At 67.2% G+C, this 16,353-nt stretch carries 17 protein-coding genes; 7 read left to right on the top strand and 10 right to left on the bottom strand.

The window, feature by feature from the left end:
• Positions 1-73: 73 nt before the first annotated feature.
• Positions 74-952: a DMT family transporter gene (locus AVHM3334_RS07385; RefSeq protein ID WP_284411165.1), complete on the bottom strand. Its 879-nt coding sequence runs from the start codon at positions 950-952 to the stop codon at positions 74-76.
• Positions 953-1,382: 430 nt separating this feature from the next.
• Between AVHM3334_RS07385 and AVHM3334_RS07380 the strand changes: the two genes are divergently transcribed.
• Complete coding sequence (locus tag AVHM3334_RS07380; RefSeq protein ID WP_284410979.1) at positions 1,383-2,276, top strand: DUF6402 family protein; 894 nt, start codon at positions 1,383-1,385, stop codon at positions 2,274-2,276.
• 11 nt (positions 2,277-2,287) lie between these two features.
• Positions 2,288-2,674, top strand: a complete 387-nt coding sequence (locus tag AVHM3334_RS07375; protein ID WP_284410977.1) for a hypothetical protein — start codon at positions 2,288-2,290, stop codon at positions 2,672-2,674.
• An 89-nt stretch (positions 2,675-2,763) separates the two neighbouring features.
• On the opposite strand, the gene AVHM3334_RS07370 is transcribed toward AVHM3334_RS07375, so the two are convergent.
• From AVHM3334_RS07370 to AVHM3334_RS07345, 6 genes are all read right to left on the bottom strand, one after another.
• Positions 2,764-4,275 carry a tripartite tricarboxylate transporter permease gene (locus AVHM3334_RS07370; RefSeq protein ID WP_284410975.1) on the bottom strand — a complete coding sequence of 504 codons (1,512 nt, stop codon included), beginning with the start codon at positions 4,273-4,275 and terminating at the stop codon, positions 2,764-2,766.
• An 18-nt stretch (positions 4,276-4,293) separates the two neighbouring features.
• Positions 4,294-4,782, bottom strand: a complete 489-nt coding sequence (locus AVHM3334_RS07365) for a tripartite tricarboxylate transporter TctB family protein (protein WP_284410973.1) — start codon at positions 4,780-4,782, stop codon at positions 4,294-4,296.
• Between the two features lie 163 nt (positions 4,783-4,945).
• On the bottom strand, positions 4,946-6,745 hold the full coding sequence (tfpB, locus tag AVHM3334_RS07360) for a type IV pilus assembly ATPase TfpB (protein WP_284410970.1): 1,800 nt from the start codon (positions 6,743-6,745) through the stop codon (positions 4,946-4,948).
• A gap of 106 nt (positions 6,746-6,851) precedes the next feature.
• Positions 6,852-7,634 (bottom strand): class I SAM-dependent methyltransferase, encoded by a 783-nt coding sequence (locus tag AVHM3334_RS07355; protein WP_284410968.1) that lies wholly within the window; start codon positions 7,632-7,634, stop codon positions 6,852-6,854.
• The gene (locus tag AVHM3334_RS07350; RefSeq protein ID WP_284410965.1) at positions 7,621-8,214 is read right to left on the bottom strand and encodes a DNA-deoxyinosine glycosylase; all 594 of its coding nucleotides are present in this window, start codon (positions 8,212-8,214) and stop codon (positions 7,621-7,623) included. Before AVHM3334_RS07350 ends, AVHM3334_RS07355 begins: the two co-directional genes overlap by 14 nt.
• A 157-nt stretch (positions 8,215-8,371) precedes the next feature.
• Entirely contained in the window at positions 8,372-9,220 is an 849-nt protein-coding gene (locus tag AVHM3334_RS07345) for a TatD family hydrolase (protein WP_284410963.1), read from the bottom strand.
• Between the two features lie 189 nt (positions 9,221-9,409).
• On the opposite strand from AVHM3334_RS07345, the gene AVHM3334_RS07340 reads away from it, so the two are divergent.
• The 4 genes from AVHM3334_RS07340 to AVHM3334_RS07325 are packed head-to-tail and all read left to right on the top strand — an operon-like array spanning position 9,410 to position 13,579.
• Complete coding sequence (locus AVHM3334_RS07340; RefSeq protein WP_284410962.1) at positions 9,410-10,378, top strand: S1C family serine protease; 969 nt, start codon at positions 9,410-9,412, stop codon at positions 10,376-10,378.
• Between the two features lie 51 nt (positions 10,379-10,429).
• Positions 10,430-11,458, top strand: coding sequence for an AAA family ATPase (locus AVHM3334_RS07335; RefSeq protein WP_284410960.1), 1,029 nt, complete (start codon positions 10,430-10,432; stop codon positions 11,456-11,458).
• Positions 11,439-12,509, top strand: coding sequence for a DUF58 domain-containing protein (locus AVHM3334_RS07330; RefSeq protein WP_502869876.1), 1,071 nt, complete (start codon positions 11,439-11,441; stop codon positions 12,507-12,509). The genes AVHM3334_RS07335 and AVHM3334_RS07330 overlap by 20 nt, the downstream gene beginning before the upstream one ends.
• Positions 12,510-12,535: 26 nt before the next feature.
• Complete coding sequence (locus AVHM3334_RS07325) at positions 12,536-13,579, top strand: VWA domain-containing protein (protein WP_284410956.1); 1,044 nt, start codon at positions 12,536-12,538, stop codon at positions 13,577-13,579.
• Positions 13,580-13,658: 79 nt separating this feature from the next.
• Here AVHM3334_RS07325 and AVHM3334_RS07320 read toward each other — a convergent pair whose 3' ends face one another.
• From AVHM3334_RS07320 to AVHM3334_RS07310, 3 genes are all read right to left on the bottom strand, one after another.
• Positions 13,659-14,450, bottom strand: a complete 792-nt coding sequence (locus AVHM3334_RS07320; RefSeq protein ID WP_284410954.1) for a Nif3-like dinuclear metal center hexameric protein — start codon at positions 14,448-14,450, stop codon at positions 13,659-13,661.
• Positions 14,451-15,106: 656 nt separating this feature from the next.
• Complete coding sequence (locus tag AVHM3334_RS07315; protein ID WP_284411163.1) at positions 15,107-15,310, bottom strand: ADP-ribosylglycohydrolase family protein; 204 nt, start codon at positions 15,308-15,310, stop codon at positions 15,107-15,109.
• Positions 15,311-15,366: 56 nt separating this feature from the next.
• On the bottom strand, positions 15,367-15,951 hold the full coding sequence (locus AVHM3334_RS07310) for a TetR/AcrR family transcriptional regulator (RefSeq protein ID WP_284410952.1): 585 nt from the start codon (positions 15,949-15,951) through the stop codon (positions 15,367-15,369).
• A gap of 90 nt (positions 15,952-16,041) precedes the next feature.
• Here AVHM3334_RS07310 and AVHM3334_RS07305 point away from each other — a divergent pair, with 90 nt between their 5' ends.
• A complete protein-coding gene (locus AVHM3334_RS07305) occupies positions 16,042-16,242 on the top strand; it encodes a hypothetical protein (RefSeq protein WP_284410950.1) in 201 nt (66 codons plus the stop codon).
• Positions 16,243-16,353 lie beyond the last annotated feature (111 nt).

Raw genomic sequence — 16,353 nt, 5'->3', positions numbered from 1 at the left:
CAGGCAGGGATCCGATCCGTCCATCAGGACTGGCGGCCGGCGGCTTCGCCCGCCCCTCCAGCCGATCAGCCGATCAGTGGCCCGCGGGCTTGCGGGCCGCCATGCGGGTGAACACGAAAATCCCCGCCAGCACCAGCGCCGTGCCGCACGCCACCCACAGCGTAAAGGGCTCGTCCAGCAGCCACACCCCCATCAGGATGGTGGACAGCGGCCCCACCATGCCGGCCTGCGCCGCCATGCCCGCGCCGACGCGCTCGATCGCCATCATCACCAGCAGCACCGGCACCGCCGTGCACAGCGTGGCATTGAGCAGCGACAGCCACAGCACCTCGGGCGCCACCGCAGCCGCCGACATGGGCCTCAGCACCACGAACTGCACCAGGCAGCACACGCAGGCCACCGTGGTCGCCAGGCCCACCAGGCGCAGCGAGCCGATGCGCTTGACCATCTCGCCGCTGTACACCAGATAGACCGCATAGCTCACGGCCGACAGGAACACCAACAGCACGCCCCAGGCCACATACGCGCCCTGCAGGCCCGCCTCGTGCCCGAACACCAGCACCACGCCGCAGTAGCTGATCGCCATGCCCAGCATCTGGCCCCAGCGGATGCCGCGGCCATACAGCGCCCAGCCCAGCAGCACCACCAGCGTCGGGTTGAGATACAGGATCAGCCGCTCCAGCCCGGCGCTGATGTACGCCAGGCCGGCGAAATCGAGAAAGCTCGCCAGGTAGTACCCCGTGAACCCCAGCCACGCCACGCCCGCCCAGTCGCGGCGCGTCAGCGGTGCCTTGCCCCGGCTGGCCCACCATGCCATGGCCGCGAAGATCGGCAGCGCGAAAAGCATGCGGTACATGATCAGCGTCACCGCATCCACGCCATGGCGGTATGCCAGCTTCACGATGATGGCCTTGCCGCTGAAGGCGATGGCGCCCACCAGTGCCAGCGCCATGCCGGCGGCCACGCTGGCGTTCGGCGCGGGCGAAGGCTGCCCGGGCCCTGCTGGCACGGCAGCGGAGACGTCGATGGCCGGTGCGGTGGAAAGGGAGGTATCGGGGGGTGAGGACTGCTGCATGGATTCGGCGGGTTTGGCATTCCCCGGTGCGTGTGCCGGGGTGCGCATTCAGTGTCGCATGCAGGGCGCACGAACGGCCATCGGCACTGCGCGCGCCCCGCCCCGCGATTGGCGATACCGGCGGTGGTCGGCCCCTCATCAGGAACGCGGCGAGACAATCCTGCGAGGGAAAGCACCGATTTGCTTTCAAGTTACATTTTGCAATCTATCCGTGCAGTACTGCGGCTGGATTGGGCCCGTTTACTCTCCATAATCCGCCCCGGTCACGCAAGTCTCAGCGTGACTGAAAAACAAAATGGAGGAAGTGATGGTCGATCTTTTGAAGGCACCGCAGGAAACCCTGCAGTCCATTCTCGGGCGCAAGAACACACCGCAATACGCCACCCGCTTGTTCCAGTTGAGGGACATCCCTTCGGTGATGCGCTCTCGGCTGGGGTGGCCAGTGGCAGCAGCATTGATGGAGCGGTGGTTCAACGGTGCGGCGTACCAGATGACCCCGCAAGTCAAAGGCAGCGTGGCAGGTCAGCGTTTGAGTCATTTGCCCTCGACGCAGCTTGACGAGAATACCGTCTCCATGGCGTGGGCCTTAGGCTTTGCGCGTGTGCAGGCTGCAATGGCCCGTTTGCAAGCGAAATGGGCGAGCCCGGCAGGAATTGCGCAATTGAAAGACCGTGTGAAACAGGAAAGTCTTGGACGCAGCCACCAATGCTGGCGTTTCGGCAACTTAGCCCAGCCCGCCAAAATTCTCGAAGACACCTGTCAGGTGAATTACCTGGCTTTCGGCCAATGGAGCGATCCCATGGATGACTTCTATGGCGCCATGGGCGAAGCGCAGATCAACGTGGCAGCGTCTGGAATGGTGACCCCTCAAGGCATGGACAAAGCGACCATCGAAATCACTGAACTGGGCTTTTATCTGCGCGATGCATACGATTTCAACGATGGCCAATCTTTCATTTCACAGCCTCTGGGCTGCTGGGGCTTCAATGGCGTGGAATGCGGCGTTCGTACCCAGTGGAGCGTGCCGCTCGGAGAAGTGCTGGTGGACGAATCCCCTGCTGTCGTTCAGGGCTACAAGTACGTCGTTCAGAACAAGGACTTTCGCGATTGGCGGGCCAAGCACCAAAAGGGAGGCGACTTCATGGTGTTGTCGGACGTGCGTCGGGTGCAGCTACCATTCCCGCAAAAAATTTCATGGTGACTGGAAAGCCAATGACCTGGAAATACCGAAAAAAATGGCTCTGGCTTTTGATCGTTCCGTTGGGTTTCGGGCTTTGGTACGGCTCCCAACCCAAACTGTTCCACACTGCGATCAGCCCACGCAACGTCTATCGATTGGAATACTACGAAGCCTCGTTGCTGCAGAGCCTTATTCACCCTGATTTCAAGATGCCGTCTTTCGTGCGCCTGTATCGGATCGCGCCCGAAACTCTGCTCGGGGAAAGCGATGTCGTAGACCTCTGGATCAACGGCCAGCTGTATTGGTATCTCAACCCACCCATGAACAAGGTGCGTGTAGGGCGCGATGTGGTGTTCGAGAACATTCCGCCAGAGTGCGCTGACTGCCCACCGCTGACCGATGCCGAAATCATGCCCTGAGCCTCCAGCGCCCCTACCCACCAGTCCCAAGAAAAACGGCACCCGAAGGTGCCGTTTTTCTCAATCGTGAAGGGGTACCCAACCGGGCGTCAGTCCTCGACGAAGGCTTCCTCGCGCTTGTTCTTCACGGCGGGCAGCAGCACGATGATGAGCAGCAGCACGGCGGCAGCCAGCAGGCCGGCAGAGATGGGGCGCGTGACGAACACGCTCCAGTCGCCGCGCGACAGCAGCAGGGCGCGGCGCAGGTTCTCTTCCATCATCGGGCCCAGGATGAACCCGAGCAGCAACGGCGCAGGCTCGGTGCCCAGCTTGTGGAACAGGTAGCCGATGAAGCCGAAGATGCCGACCAGCCACACGTCGAACGTGTTGTTGTTCGTGCCGTACACGCCCACCGCGCAGAACAGCACGATGGAGGGGAACAGCCAGCGGTAGGGCACGGTCAGCAGCTTGATCCACAGGCCGATCAGCGGCAGGTTCAGGATGATCAGCATCGCGTTGCCGAGCCACATCGAGGCGATCAGGCCCCAGAAGAGTTCGGGGTTGCTCGTCATCACCTGGGGACCAGGCTGGATGTTGTGGATGGTCATCGCACCCACCATCAGCGCCATCACGGCGTTGGGCGGAATGCCCAGCGTCAGCAGCGGGATGAAGGAGGTCTGCGCACCGGCGTTGTTGGCCGATTCAGGGGCCGCCACACCGCGGATGTTGCCCTTGCCGAACGGGACTTCGCCAGGTTGCAGCTTGGTCTTCTTTTCGATCGTGTAGGCCGCGAAGGCCGCCAGCAGCGCACCGCCGCCGGGCAGGATGCCCAGTGCCGAGCCGAGCGCCGTGCCGCGCAGCACGGCGGGGATCATGCGCTTGAAGTCTTCCTTGGTCGGCATCAGGCCCTGCACCTTGGCGGTGAACACCTCGCGGTCGTCTTCGGGCTTGGACAGGTTGGCGATGATTTCGCCGTAGCCGAACACCCCCATGGCGATCACGACGAAGTTGATGCCGTCGGTCAGTTCAGGAATGTCGAAGCTGTAGCGGGCGACGCCCGAGTTCACGTCGGTGCCCACCAGGCCCAGCAGCAGGCCCAGCACGATCATGGCCACGGCCTTGAGCAGCGAGCCCGAAGCCAGCACCACGGCGCCGATCAGGCCCAGCACCATCAGCGAGAAGTATTCGGCGGGGCCGAACTTGAAGGCGACTTCGGTCAGCGGCGGCGCGAACGCGGCCAGGATCAGCGTGCCCACGCAACCGGCGAAGAACGAGCCCAGGCCGGCGGCTGCCAGCGCGGGCCCCGCGCGTCCCTTGCGCGCCATCTGGTAGCCGTCGATCACGGTCACCACCGAGGATGACTCGCCCGGCAGGTTCACCAGGATGGCGGTGGTCGATCCACCGTATTGCGCACCGTAGTAGATGCCAGCCAGCATGATCAGCGCGGCCACGGGGGGCAGCGCGTAGGTTGCGGGCAGCAGCATGGCGATGGTGGCCACGGGGCCGATGCCCGGCAGCACGCCGATCAGCGTGCCCAGCAGGCAGCCGACGAAGCAGTAGATGAGGTTCTGAAACGTGAAGGCGACGCCGAAGCCGATCGCCAGGTTGTCAAACAATTCCATGGTTTTCGATGCTCCTGATCAACCCGAAATGAAACTGGGCCACACCGGGAACTGCAGCTTCAGCGCCCACACGAAAGCCACGTAGCTGCCCACAGCGAGAACGGTGGCGAGAACGAACACTTCCTTGGCCTTGAACGTCTCACCCGCGAGGCTGGCGATGAACACCAGTGCGTAGATGGCGACGATCAGCCCCATGGCCGGCACGCCGAACGAGGGCAGCCCCGCCAGCAGCACGCCGAACGCGAAGTTCGAGGCCAGGATGTAGAACAGCTGCTTCCATGCCCACTTGCCGATCTTGTCGCCGTCCACGCTCTCCACCACCGTGGCGTAGAACGTGATCGCCGCGCCCAGGATGGCGAGGATGATGCCGAGGATGAGGGGAAAGTAACCGGGGCCCATGCGGGCTCCGTTGCCGATGTTGTAGTTGGAGGCGCCGACCGCGAAGGCCACACCCACCCCCATGAACATGAGGCCCGAAAAGAAATCTTTCTGGCTCTTGATTTTCACGAAAACGTCTCCTTACAAGAACTTGACGGGCGATTGTGCAGTCCGGTCCGCCAGGGATTTATGTGGATTCCACCTATCCAGCGCCTAGGGAAAACAGCAGGGTGGCGCCTTGTGAAAGAGACGTTTTCGACCTGTTTTCAGGCGGGCCGCGAAGGCCCCGGGATCACTCCAGCGGCGGTGTGGCCGCGATCACTTCTTCGAGCGTGGTGGTGCCTTCGGCCACGCGCAGCGCACCGGCCAGGCGCAGGGGGCGCATGCCGTCCTGCACGGCCTGGCGGCGCAGCATGTCGATGGAGGGGGCCTGGTTGATGCGGTCCTTGAGCGCCTCGCTCACGGTGAGCAATTCGTACAGGCCCATGCGGCCGTGAAAGCCCGTCATGCGGCAGTCCACGCAGCCCACGGGCTTGTAGGCCTGATAGCCGCCATTGAGCTTCCAGGGCTTGACCACTTCGGCCAGCGCCTCGGCGGACGATGCCTCGTCTTTCTGCCGGCACTGCTTGCACAGCGTGCGCACCAGCCGCTGGGCCAGGATGCCGAGCAGCGTGGCGTTGATGAGGTAGGGCGGCACGCCCAGCTCCATGAGCCGGGTGACGGCGCTGGGCGCGTCGTTGGTGTGCAGCGTGCTGAACACGAGGTGGCCCGTGAGCGCGGCCTGCACGGCCATGTCGGCGGTGGCGAGGTCGCGGATTTCGCCGACCATGATGATGTCCGGGTCCTGGCGCATGAGCGCGCGCAGGCCTTCGGCGAAGTTGAAGTCGAGCTGCGGCTGCACCTGCGTCTGGTTGAAGCTGGGCTCGATCATTTCGATCGGGTCTTCCACCGTGCTCACGTTGACCTCTTCGGTCGCCACGCGCTTCAAGGTGGAGTACAGCGTCGTGGTCTTGCCCGAGCCCGTGGGCCCGGTCACCAGGATGATGCCGTGCGGGCGCTTGACCAGCGCCTCCCAGCGGGTGGCGTCGTGCTGCGAGAAGCCCAGCGCGTCCAGGTCCTTGACCGCGTTGTCGGGGTCGAAGATGCGCATCACCATCTTTTCGCCGAAGGCCGTGGGCAGGGTGGACAGGCGCATTTCCACCTCGTCGCCGCGCGGGTTGCGGGTCTTGATGCGGCCGTCCTGCGGGCGGCGGCGCTCCACCACGTCCATGCGGCCTAGCAGCTTCACGCGGGCCACCATGGCGTTGAGCACGCCCATGGGCATCTGATAGACCGGGTGCAGCACGCCATCGATGCGAAAGCGGATCACGCCCTGCTCGCGGCGCGGCTCCAGGTGGATGTCGCTCGCGCGCTGGTCGAAGGCGTACTGCCACAGCCAGTCCACCACCTTGACCACGCCCTGGTCGTTGGCATCGAGCTGCTTGTTGCTCTTGCCCAGCTCCACCAGCTGCTCGAAGCTGTTGCCCGCCGACGCCCCGCCCGCCTTCTGCGCGGCGCGCACCGACTTGGCCAGCGCGAAGAACTCGGCGGTGAAGCGCTGGATGTCCTGCGGATTGGCCACCACGCGGCGCACGGTGCGGCGCGCCTGGCGCTCCACCTCGGCCACCCAGTCGTCGATGAAGGGCTCGGCCGTGGCGATCACCACTTCCTTGGGCGTGACCTGCACCGGCAGCACCTTGTGCCGCTCGGCGTAGCTGGCGCTCATGGTGTCGGCCACGCGGCCCACGTCCACCTTGAGCGGGTCGATGCGCAGGTAGCCCAGGCCGCTGCGCTGCGCCAGGTACTGGGTGAGCAGCTCGGCGTCGAGCGGGCGGCCGTCGCTCGCGCGGGCCATGGCCACGTTGGCCAGGCGCACCAGCGGGTGCTGGCGGCTTTCGGCCTGCGAGCAGCGCGCGATGGTGCGGGCGGCCTCCTCGGCCGAGATCACGCCATCGGCACGCAGCCAGTCCACCAGCCGCCGCCACTCCAGCGGCCCGGTGTACGCGGGGGACGTGGGCTTCGGATCGGCGGGGGGGGCGGCAGCGGTGCTCATGAAAGGACCTCGTTCAAAGGGATGAACCCGAGAGAGACGGAAACGCGAACGGACGAGAGCCCGGGCGCCGGTTCAGGCATCGGCCCGGAACGCGGCGGCCTTGCGGTCATGCGGCCACCGGCTTGAAGCCGCGCGGCCATTTGGCGGCCGGCAGATCCCAGCGGGCCTGGATCGCCTCGGCCCGCGCGAGCAGGTCGGCGCGCCTGGGCCGGGTGGGCGTGCGCTGCGCCAGCACCACGGTGTTGCCCTCGCGCGTGGGCTTGAACGCCCACAGCGCATCGGCACCGAAGGCCTCGGCCATCTTGCCCAGGCTGCGCTCGTAGCTGGAGGCGCGGCCGAAGAGGTTGACGGTCATGGCGCCGTCCTCGGACAGCAGCGCGCGGCAGTCGGCATAGAAGTCGGCGCTGTCGAGCACGGGCGCGGCGGCTTCGTGGTCGTACAGGTCCACCTGCAGGGCATCGACCGTGCCCAGCCACATGGGGTTGCGGATCTCCTGGGCGGCATCGGCCAGCACCACGCGCAGCTTGGGGCCGTCGGGCGGCAGCTTGAACCAGGCGCGGCACACGGCCAGCACCTGCGGGTTCAGCTCGATGGCGGTGGCGCACATGCGCAGCTTCTTGTGGCAGAACTTGGTGAGCGCGCCCGCCCCCAGGCCCAGCTGCATCGCATGGCGCTTGGTCACGCTGGCGGGCTCGACGAAGAGCAGCCAGGCCATCATGCGCTGCACGTATTCCAGTTCGAGCCCGAACGGCTCGGCCACGCGCATGGAGCCTTGTATCCAGGGGGTGCCCAGGTGCAGGTGGCGCACCTCGCCGTCGTCGGAGACGCTCACCTCCGGGAAGGTTTCGCTGGCGGTTTTCTTGCGGGTCAAATCGTCACACCAATCCATAAGGGGCCAGGGCCGTGGCCCAGGCGTTCAGTTTTTTCTCGAAGCTCCACGACGCATTGGCCGGGCTGGTGGAGGGCAGACGCAGGGAATGCACGCTGCCCTCCCGCAGTGGAGGGGGCAGGCCCATCTGCGTGCGCACGGCCTTGGCGTGCCGGAAGCTCTCCCCGCCATTGTGGGCGATGGCGGCCAGCCGCGGACACTGGCCGCGCAGCGCCTGGAAATCGTTCACCACGGCGTTGCGGATGTCGGCGTCCAGGCTGCCCTCGCGCTCGCAGGCCGCATACACGTCCCACAGGCCGAGGCCATGGTCGAGCAGCCACGCGCAGCGCCCGGCGTAATCGTCCCGGCCCGGCAGCGGCTGCGCGGGCCACAGCGCCTGCAGGATGCGCCAGAAGTGGTTCTGCGGATGCCCGTAGTACTGCCCCACCCGCAGCGATGCCGCGCCGGGAAAGCTGCCCAGCACCAGCACCGCCGTGCACGGGGAGACCACCGGTGCCAGCCCGGCCAGGCGCGGAGCCCCGGGCGCCGGCGCCGGCCCGGGCGGAAGGGGAACAGTGGGAGGATTGGAAAGACGGTCCATGGCTGCCATCCATGATCGATGCGCTTCGGGGAGAAAAATGGTCGGAAGAAGGCGCCGGAACCCGTCGGTGGCGGTAGCTATCAATTCAATAGCAACACCCCCTAGTGCTGATTGCGCTGGAGGCCTGAAAGCCTTGAAGTCCTCAGTCCCTTTGGTTTCATTGAACCTTCGATGCCTCCAGCAGCGCCGCCAGCCGGGGCAGCGCAGCGATGGCATTGGCCCGCGTGGCCTGCGCCAGCTCGTCCACCGGCATGCCGCGCAGCCCGGCCACCACCTCGGCGATGCGCGGCAGCTCGCCGGGCGTGTTGCGCGCCGGCGGTGCGCCGGCGGCCCGCTCGGCGGCCGTCACGTACAGCCAGTGCGGCGGAATGTCGGGGGCGTCCGTCTCCAGCACCAGCGATTGGAGCGGCAGTTCCGCCGCGAGCCGCCGCAGCTGCAGCGCGCGGTCGAACGTGACCGCGCCGCCGAAGCCGAGCTTGAAGCCCATCGCGATGAACGCCTCGGCCTGCTGCAGGCTGCCGTTGAAGGCATGGGCGATGCCGCCGCGCACGCGCCGCTCGCGCAGGCCCTTGAGCACCTTGTCGCACGAGCGCCGCACATGCAGGATCACCGGCAGATCGAACCGCTGGGCGAGCTGCAGCTGGGCACGGTAGAAGCGCTCCTGCCGCGGGCCGTCCAGCTCCGGCACGAAGTAGTCGAGGCCGATTTCGCCGATGGCGACCAGGCGCGGATCGCCATGGTGCGCCGCGAGCGCCTCGGCCAGCGCGTCCACGTCGCGGTCGCCGGCGCGGCCGGTGAAGAGCGGGTGGATGCCCAGCGCGTAGCTGTCGCCATGGCGGTGCGCGAGGCGGCGCACGGCGTCCAGGTTGGAGAGCTCGACCGCAGGCAGCACGCAGTGGGCCACGCCGGCCTTGGCCGCTTCGCCGCGCACGCGGTCCAGGTGTTCGAGGCCGGCATGGGCCTCGAACTCATCCAGGTGGCAATGGGTGTCGATCCAGGTGTCCATGCGCCGATGATGCCCGACGCGCATGCCCCGCCGATGCGCCATCGATAAGTCTCAATGGGCCTCTATAGGCCTCTATAGGCATCGACAGGCCCTCGATACGCCCTGTCACACGCGCGGCGGTCTTTTCCGTGCTACCGTGAACGGTCCGCCGCCACCCTCTGTGGCGCGCCCGCTTTCAGAGGTGTCAGCATGCAAAGGCCGCCCCGCTACAGCAGCTCCCGCTCCGACCGGCGCAGCGCCCCCGAGGCGCCTGCCCAAGAGGCCGCCACACCGCGCGGCACCGGCGCGGCCGCCTCGCCGCCCGGCCTTGCGGGCCAGCCCGCCCCCGTCACCTCCCCTTCCGCCCTTCCTGGCCCGCGCGGCCAGCGCAATACCAATACCCAGACCCAGCGCGCCCTCTGGGCCGCCATCGCACTGCTGTCGGCGCTGCTTGCCGCCAGCGTGTGGATGGGCCAGCGCCCGTCTGCGCCCCCCCTCACGCAAAAGGACATCGACGCCGCCGTGCTGCGCACGCTGGAGACGCAGCCCCTGCCTGCCGCCACGGCACGGGCCGTGCAAACCATCGCGCCGTCGGTGGTGCGGGTGATCGGCTACAGCCGCACCAAGAAAGGCAAGGAGGTCGAGCGCGGCATCGGCACCGGCGTGGTGATCGTGGACAAGGGCGTGATCCTGACCAACCTGCATGTCGTGCAGGGCACCACGCGCGTGCAGATCACGTTCGCCGACGGCATGGAGGCCGGCGCCAGCGTGACCGGCGTGCAGCCCGAGAACGACCTGGCCGTGCTGCAGGCCCACAAGATTCCCGACGACCTGGTGGCCGCCCCGCTGCGCTCCACGCAGAACCTGCGCCCGGGCGACCCGGTGGTGGCGGTGGGATTTCCGTTCGGCATCGGCCCCTCGGCCTCGGCCGGCGTGGTGTCGGGGCTGGAGCGTGAATTCGACTCGCCCGAGGGCAAGCGCGAGCTGCAGCACCTGATCCAGTTCGACGCGGCCGCCAACCCCGGCAATTCGGGCGGGCCGCTCGTCACGCTGGATGGCGAGGTGGTCGGCATCGTCACCGCCATCCTGAACCCCACGCCCGCGCGCACCTTCATCGGCATCGGCTTCGCCGTGCCCATCGAGAACGCGGCGGCCGCCGTCGGCATGCCGCCGTTCTAGACAAAGATGATCCCCTCCACCATCCGTCCCCCCTCTCTCGGAGCCCGCCCCATGGACACCCCTTCGCAGCCCGCCGGCACCGCCACGCTGATGGAGCAGATCCTCTACGAGGTCAAGCGCGTCGTGGTCGGGCAGGACCGCTTTCTGGAGCGCGTGATGGTGGCCATGCTGTCGCAGGGCCACCTGCTGGTCGAAGGCGTTCCCGGCCTGGCCAAGACGCTCACCGTCAAGACCCTGGCCAGCACCGTGCAGGGCCAGTTCAAGCGCATCCAGTTCACACCCGACCTGGTGCCCGCCGACCTGGTGGGCACGCGCATGTACAACCAGCGCACGGGCGAGTTCAGCACCACGCGCGGCCCGGTGTTCACCAACCTGCTGCTGGCCGACGAGATCAACCGCGCGCCGGCCAAGGTGCAGAGCGCGCTGCTGGAGGTGATGCAGGAGCGCCAGGTCACCATTGCCGGCGAGACGCACCGCGTGCCCGAGCCCTTTCTGGTGATGGCCACGCAGAACCCCATCGAGACCGAAGGCACCTACGCGCTGCCCGAGGCCCAGGTGGACCGCTTCATGATGAAGGTGCTCGTGGGCTATCCCACCGAAGAGGAAGAGTTCGTCATCGCCCAGCGCGCGCTCGCGCCGGCCGTGCAGGTGGCCGCCGTGGCCACCACCGGCCAGCTCGCCGCGCTGCAGGCCGAGTGCCGCACGGTGTATGTGGACCCGTCGCTGCTGCAATACGCCGTGCGCCTGGTGGCCGCCACGCGCGCGCCCGCCCAGTACGGCCTGGCCGACATGGCGCCGCGCATCGCCTGCGGCGCCAGCCCCCGCGCCACCATCCACCTGGCCGAAGGCGCCCGCGCACTGGCCATGCTGCGGGGCCGCGCCTACGTGCTGCCCGAAGACATGGCCGACCTGGCGCCCGACGTGCTGCGCCACCGCATCACGCTGTCGTACGAAGCGCTCTCCGATGGGCTCGATGCCGATGCGCTCATCGGCCAGCTGATGGGCAAGCTGCCCGCTCCGCCGCGCCCCCTGCACCACGACGCCCAGAACGGGGCCCGCCATGAGCCGCAGCGTGCCTGACCCCCGCGCCGGCGCCGCCAGCGCGCCGTCCGCTGCCCGCGGCACGGCGGCGGCGCTGCCCGGCCAGGCCGAGCGCCTGCTGCGCCAGCTCGAATGGACGGTCATCCGCCGGCTCGACGGCCTGCTGCAGGGCGACTACCGCACGCTGCTGCGCGGCGGTGGGCTGGACCTGGCCGACCTGCGCGAATACCAGCCGCACGACGACGTGCGCCACATCGACTGGAACGTGACCGCGCGGCTTGCCGTGCCGCATGTGCGCGTGTTCTCCGAAGACCGCGAGATGGCGGCCTGGTTCCTGCTGGACCTGAGCCCGTCGGTCGATTTCGGGCCGCCGGGGCAGGCCAAGCGCGACATCCTCGCGGGCTTCGTGGCCGTGCTGGCGCGCCTGCTCACGCGCCACGGCAACCGCGTGGGCGCCATGCTGTACGGCGCGGGGGCCGCAGCCCCTTCGGCCACCGCAGCGCCCGCCAGCGCAGGGCGCGCCCCGGGCGTGGACGCCATCCTGCCGCCGCGTGCCAGCCGCGCCCACGTGCTGCACCTGCTGCACCGCCTGCTGCAGGTGCCCGGGCCTGCGAAGGCGCCCCCCGGCGCCACCGACCTGTCGCACCTGCTGGGCACGGCCCTGGGCACGGTGCGCCGCCGCTCGGCCGTGTTCGTGGTGTCGGACTTCATCACCGCGCCCGGCTGGGAAAAGCCCCTGGCCCAGCTCGCGCAGCGCCACGACGTGGTGGCCGTGCGCCTGCTGGACCCGCTGGAACTGGCGCTGCCCGACGTCGGCCTGGTCACCCTGCGCGACCCCGAAACCGGCGACCAGTTGCAGGTGGACACGCGCGACAAGGCCTTCCGCCACCGCTTCGCGCGGCTGGCCGCCCAGCGCGAGGCCGCCTTGCGTGAATCGCTGGCGCGCGCCGGCGCCGACACGCTGGAGCTGGCGACCGGCGACGACCTGCTGGACGCGCTGGTCCGCTTCATGGAACTGCGGGGCCGCCAGCCCGCCAAGCCCGCGTACCGCCCCCCCGCGCCCTGGCACGCCGCGGCCCGGGCCGCCTAGAAAGAAAAAGCAGGAGCCGCCGCACCATGGTCTTTCTCTGGCCCTCGTTCCTCTGGCTGCTGGCAGTGCTGCCGGTGCTGGTGCTGCTGTACGCCTGGCTGCTGCGCCGCCGCCGCGCCACCGCCCTGCACTACCCCAGCCTGGGGCTCGTGCGCGAAGCCCTGGGCGGGCGCACGACCTGGCGGCGCCACGTGCCGCCGCTGCTGTTCCTGCTGGGGCTGGCCGCGCTGCTGCTGGCGGCGGCCCGCCCGCTGGCCGTCATCACCCTGCCCTCGCAGCAGCAGACCATCATGCTGGCCATGGACGTCTCGGGCAGCATGCGCGCCGCCGATGTGCTGCCCGACCGCATCACCGCCGCGCAGAACGCCGCCAAGGCCTTCATCGCCGACCTGCCCCGCCATGTGCGCGTGGGCGTGGTGGCGTTCGCCGGCAGCGCCCAGCTGGCGCAGCTGCCCACGCAGAACCATGAAGACCTGGTGAAGGCCATCGACAGCTTCCAGCTGCAGCGCGGCACGGCGACGGGCAACGGCATCCTGCTGTCGCTGGCCACGCTCTTTCCCGACTCGGGCATCGACATCGCCGCGCTGGGCGGGCGGCAGGCCATGCGCTCGCAGCCCATCGACGAGGTGGGCCGGGCGCAGGGCAGGAAGCCGTTCACGCCCGTAGCGCCGGGCTCGTACACCTCGGCCGCCATCATCATGCTCACCGACGGCCAGCGCACCACGGGCGTGGACCCGCTCGAAGCCGCGCAGTGGGCTGCCGACCGGGGCGTGCGCGTGTACACCGTGGGCGTGGGCACGGTGGCGGGCGAGACCATCGGGTTCGAAGGCTGGTCCATGCGCGTGCGGCTGGACGAAGACACGCTGAAATCCGTGGCGCTGCGCACCAATGCGGAATACTTTCACGCAGCCACCGCCTCCGACCTGCAGAAGGTGTACGAGACGCTCAGCTCGCGCCTCACGGTGGAAAAGAAGGAAACCGAGGTATCCGCCCTGTTCGCGCTGGCCGGCGCGGTGCTCATGCTGCTGGCGGCCGCGCTGTCGGTGTGGTGGTACGGGCGGGTGATGTAGTGGAGGGCATCAAGCCTTTTTGCCCGCCAGCACAATAAGCACTAGGGCATATTGCTATATTTTTGATAGCTAAAGCGTTTCAGGCCGGGTTGTCGATCTCGATGAACCGGTGGGCGATGCCCCACTGCGCCGCCACCCGCTCGGCCACGGCGGGCGCGCCGTAGCGCTCGGTGGCGTGGTGCCCCGCTGCGATGAAGGCCACGCCCGTCTCGCGCGCCAGGTGGGCCTGCGGCTCGGAGATCTCGCCGGTGATGAACGCATCGGCCCCGGCGGCGATCGCACCCTCGAAATAGCCCTGCGCCCCGCCCGTGCACCAGGCCAGGCGGGTGATCGGCCGGGGCTCCGGCTGCACCAGCGTCACCGGGCGGCCGAGCGCGCCCTCCACGTGCCGGGCCAGGGCCTGCGCATCGGCGAACTGCGCCGGTCCGGCAAAGCCCAGATCCTGCTCGCCGAAGCGCGCATCGGCCGCCACGCCCAGCACGCGGCCCAGTTGCGCGTTGTTGCCCAGTTCGGCGTGCGCATCCAGCGGCAGGTGGTAGGCGAAGAGGTTGATGTCGTGGGCCAGCAGCCGCTGCAGCCGCTGCTTCATCCAGCCCGTCACGCGGCCGTCCTGCCCGCGCCAGAACAGGCCGTGGTGCACGAAGATCGCATCGGCACCGTCCTCGATGGCCGCATCGATCAACGCCCGGCTGGCCGTCACGCCGCTCACGATGCGCGCGATGCGGTCCTTGCCTTCGACCTGCAGGCCGTTGGGGCCGTAGTCCTTGAAGCGCTCGGGCTGCAGCAGGGTGTCGAAGGCGCGCTGCAGGTCTTGCCGGGAAACCCCGGGGGTGGCGATGCCAGGGGAGGTAGAAGCGATGGGGCGGGTCATGGAACGATTGTGGCAGCGCAGTCTGGCACTTGCCGCGAGGGGCAAGACCCGGTCACGGCACTGAAGAATTCGGGCACCGCCGAGCTGCTTCGCGAACGCAAAGCGCGATCTGAGCCATGGAATGTCCAATCGGCTTTCGACGCCGCTTACCCTTTCACCGCACAGCTTTAGCCCATGACTCGCATCCATGGCAAGTCCCAGAACCGGTATCTCCCCGCGGAGCAGGTCACCCGAGCCTCTGGCAGCGCCACCATCGTCGAACTGCGCAGCACGAGCCCGACGAGAAGCACGCACTTGGGCACCATGAGCTTGGCGCCGCTGCCCGGCGCCCTGAAAGGGCTGACCATCGAAAACGCGAATCGAAGGCGATTCAGCGGCGTTGGCAGTCAGCTTCTGGCCATGGCTGAGAACATCCAGCAGCAGCGGCAGTTGCCTTCCACCACCTGCTCTGCCAACACGAAGGCGCAGCCGAATTTTTCTTCAAGAAGGGCTTCAGATGCTCAGGCCCCGACGCAGAGGCCAAGAATTCAGCCATGCAGGCGCACCTGGATGCACCCGATTCACCCCTGCCGGACGACTGCATTTTCTCGGGAGAGATGCGCAGACCTTGAGCGGTAGCCATCACGGGCTTCGCGGGAAGCCGGTTCTGGTCGAAGTCAGTCCCAGCATGCGATCAAGCGTTCAAGCAGCGGCTCCACCAGATGCTTGCCTCGCAATTGCTCTCGCCACCGCAATGGAATGGATTCCTCGCCGTACAGCAACCCAGCCCATCCCCCAGCGACACAAGCCGTGGTGTCCGTGTCGTTGCCAAAGCAGATCGCGCAGCGCAAGCAATCCTCAAAGGTGCGGGTCCAAAGCACTGCTGCAACCGCGGACCAGAGGCAGTCCACCACATAGTCGCTCCCGGTTGGAGCGTCTAGGTCGCACAGGTGAAAGGCTGCCTCTGTAGCGCTGCCGCCAGACAGACATCCAGAATCTCGTCCGCGAGTGGTGAATCGTCAGGGCAGGCCCGCGACAGCACGAGGGCGCCAATCACCTGCGCAATCACTTCGATGCGCTTTGCACGCAAGTCGCCTTCCTGTTTTTCGTCCTCCGGCGCATCAGACTGTCTGGCCAGCGTCGCCAACAGGCTTTCAATACCGGTTGAAAACACTGCCTTGATCGGCTCTGGATGACGCGCAGCGTCTCCGGACAGCGCGGCCAACGTGCAACCGTCGCCGCGCGAATCGCGGTGCTGCCGGGACAGGTAGTGCCTCACGAATTCGGCCGCATCGACCCCTTCCGCGTTGGCCACGGCCTGTTCAAAACCGAAAGTCGCTGCTTGTGCCAGCAGGTCTGCCTTGGATGGGAAGTGTTTGTAAAACCCGCCATGGGTGAAGCCGGCGGCCGCCATCAATTCCGCGATCCCCACGCCTTCGTAACCACGCTGGCGAAACAGCGCAGATGCCGTCTGAACAATGTGCGCCCGGTTCGCCTGCGCCTGTGCTTTAGTGACCTTCATGTCAGGAATACCTGTGCCTGTGCCTGCGCCATCGGCGGAGCATTGAATATACATTGATGTCAAATATCATCTAAATTCTTGACATCAAAGATGATGATCGACATCATTGACGGGACTCTACTTAAAAGGCTGCTGGACATGGAAAACACTCACGTGACAGCCCCCACCCGCTTCATTGACGTGGATGGCGACAAGTTCGCCTATCGCCGCTGGGGCAATGACTCCAGCGGACAGCCCCCTTTGTTCTTCGTCCAGCATTTCCGCAGTGGACTAGATGTGATGTCTCAATAGGTTGTTCACCCGAATGGGTCTGGGAAACTGGAGTTAACACGCTTCAGAGTCACAGAGGGATCCCACCGGATGAACAGCCATAAGAATGCCAGATTGACATTGGAAGGTCGC

Origin of the sequence: Acidovorax sp. SUPP3334, assembly GCF_030159055.1 — a bacterium.
GTDB lineage: Bacteria > Pseudomonadota > Gammaproteobacteria > Burkholderiales > Burkholderiaceae_C > Paracidovorax.
This window is presented reverse-complemented; position numbering and strand designations above follow the sequence as displayed.

Coding starts and splice junctions, on each gene's coding strand:
- AVHM3334_RS07385 (WP_284411165.1), bottom strand. CDS start 952: ATGGCGCTGGCACTGGTGGGCGCCATCGCCTTCAGCGGCAAGGCCATC.
- AVHM3334_RS07380 (WP_284410979.1), top strand. CDS start 1,383: ATGGTCGATCTTTTGAAGGCACCGCAGGAAACCCTGCAGTCCATTCTC.
- AVHM3334_RS07375 (WP_284410977.1), top strand. CDS start 2,288: ATGACCTGGAAATACCGAAAAAAATGGCTCTGGCTTTTGATCGTTCCG.
- AVHM3334_RS07370 (WP_284410975.1), bottom strand. CDS start 4,275: ATGGAATTGTTTGACAACCTGGCGATCGGCTTCGGCGTCGCCTTCACG.
- tfpB (WP_284410970.1), bottom strand. CDS start 6,745: ATGAGCACCGCTGCCGCCCCCCCCGCCGATCCGAAGCCCACGTCCCCC.
- AVHM3334_RS07355 (WP_284410968.1), bottom strand. CDS start 7,634: ATGGATTGGTGTGACGATTTGACCCGCAAGAAAACCGCCAGCGAAACC.
- AVHM3334_RS07350 (WP_284410965.1), bottom strand. CDS start 8,214: ATGGACCGTCTTTCCAATCCTCCCACTGTTCCCCTTCCGCCCGGGCCG.
- AVHM3334_RS07345 (WP_284410963.1), bottom strand. CDS start 9,220: ATGGACACCTGGATCGACACCCATTGCCACCTGGATGAGTTCGAGGCC.
- AVHM3334_RS07340 (WP_284410962.1), top strand. CDS start 9,410: ATGCAAAGGCCGCCCCGCTACAGCAGCTCCCGCTCCGACCGGCGCAGC.
- AVHM3334_RS07335 (WP_284410960.1), top strand. CDS start 10,430: ATGGACACCCCTTCGCAGCCCGCCGGCACCGCCACGCTGATGGAGCAG.
- AVHM3334_RS07330 (WP_502869876.1), top strand. CDS start 11,439: ATGAGCCGCAGCGTGCCTGACCCCCGCGCCGGCGCCGCCAGCGCGCCG.
- AVHM3334_RS07325 (WP_284410956.1), top strand. CDS start 12,536: ATGGTCTTTCTCTGGCCCTCGTTCCTCTGGCTGCTGGCAGTGCTGCCG.
- AVHM3334_RS07320 (WP_284410954.1), bottom strand. CDS start 14,450: ATGACCCGCCCCATCGCTTCTACCTCCCCTGGCATCGCCACCCCCGGG.
- AVHM3334_RS07310 (WP_284410952.1), bottom strand. CDS start 15,951: ATGAAGGTCACTAAAGCACAGGCGCAGGCGAACCGGGCGCACATTGTT.
- AVHM3334_RS07305 (WP_284410950.1), top strand. CDS start 16,042: ATGATGATCGACATCATTGACGGGACTCTACTTAAAAGGCTGCTGGAC.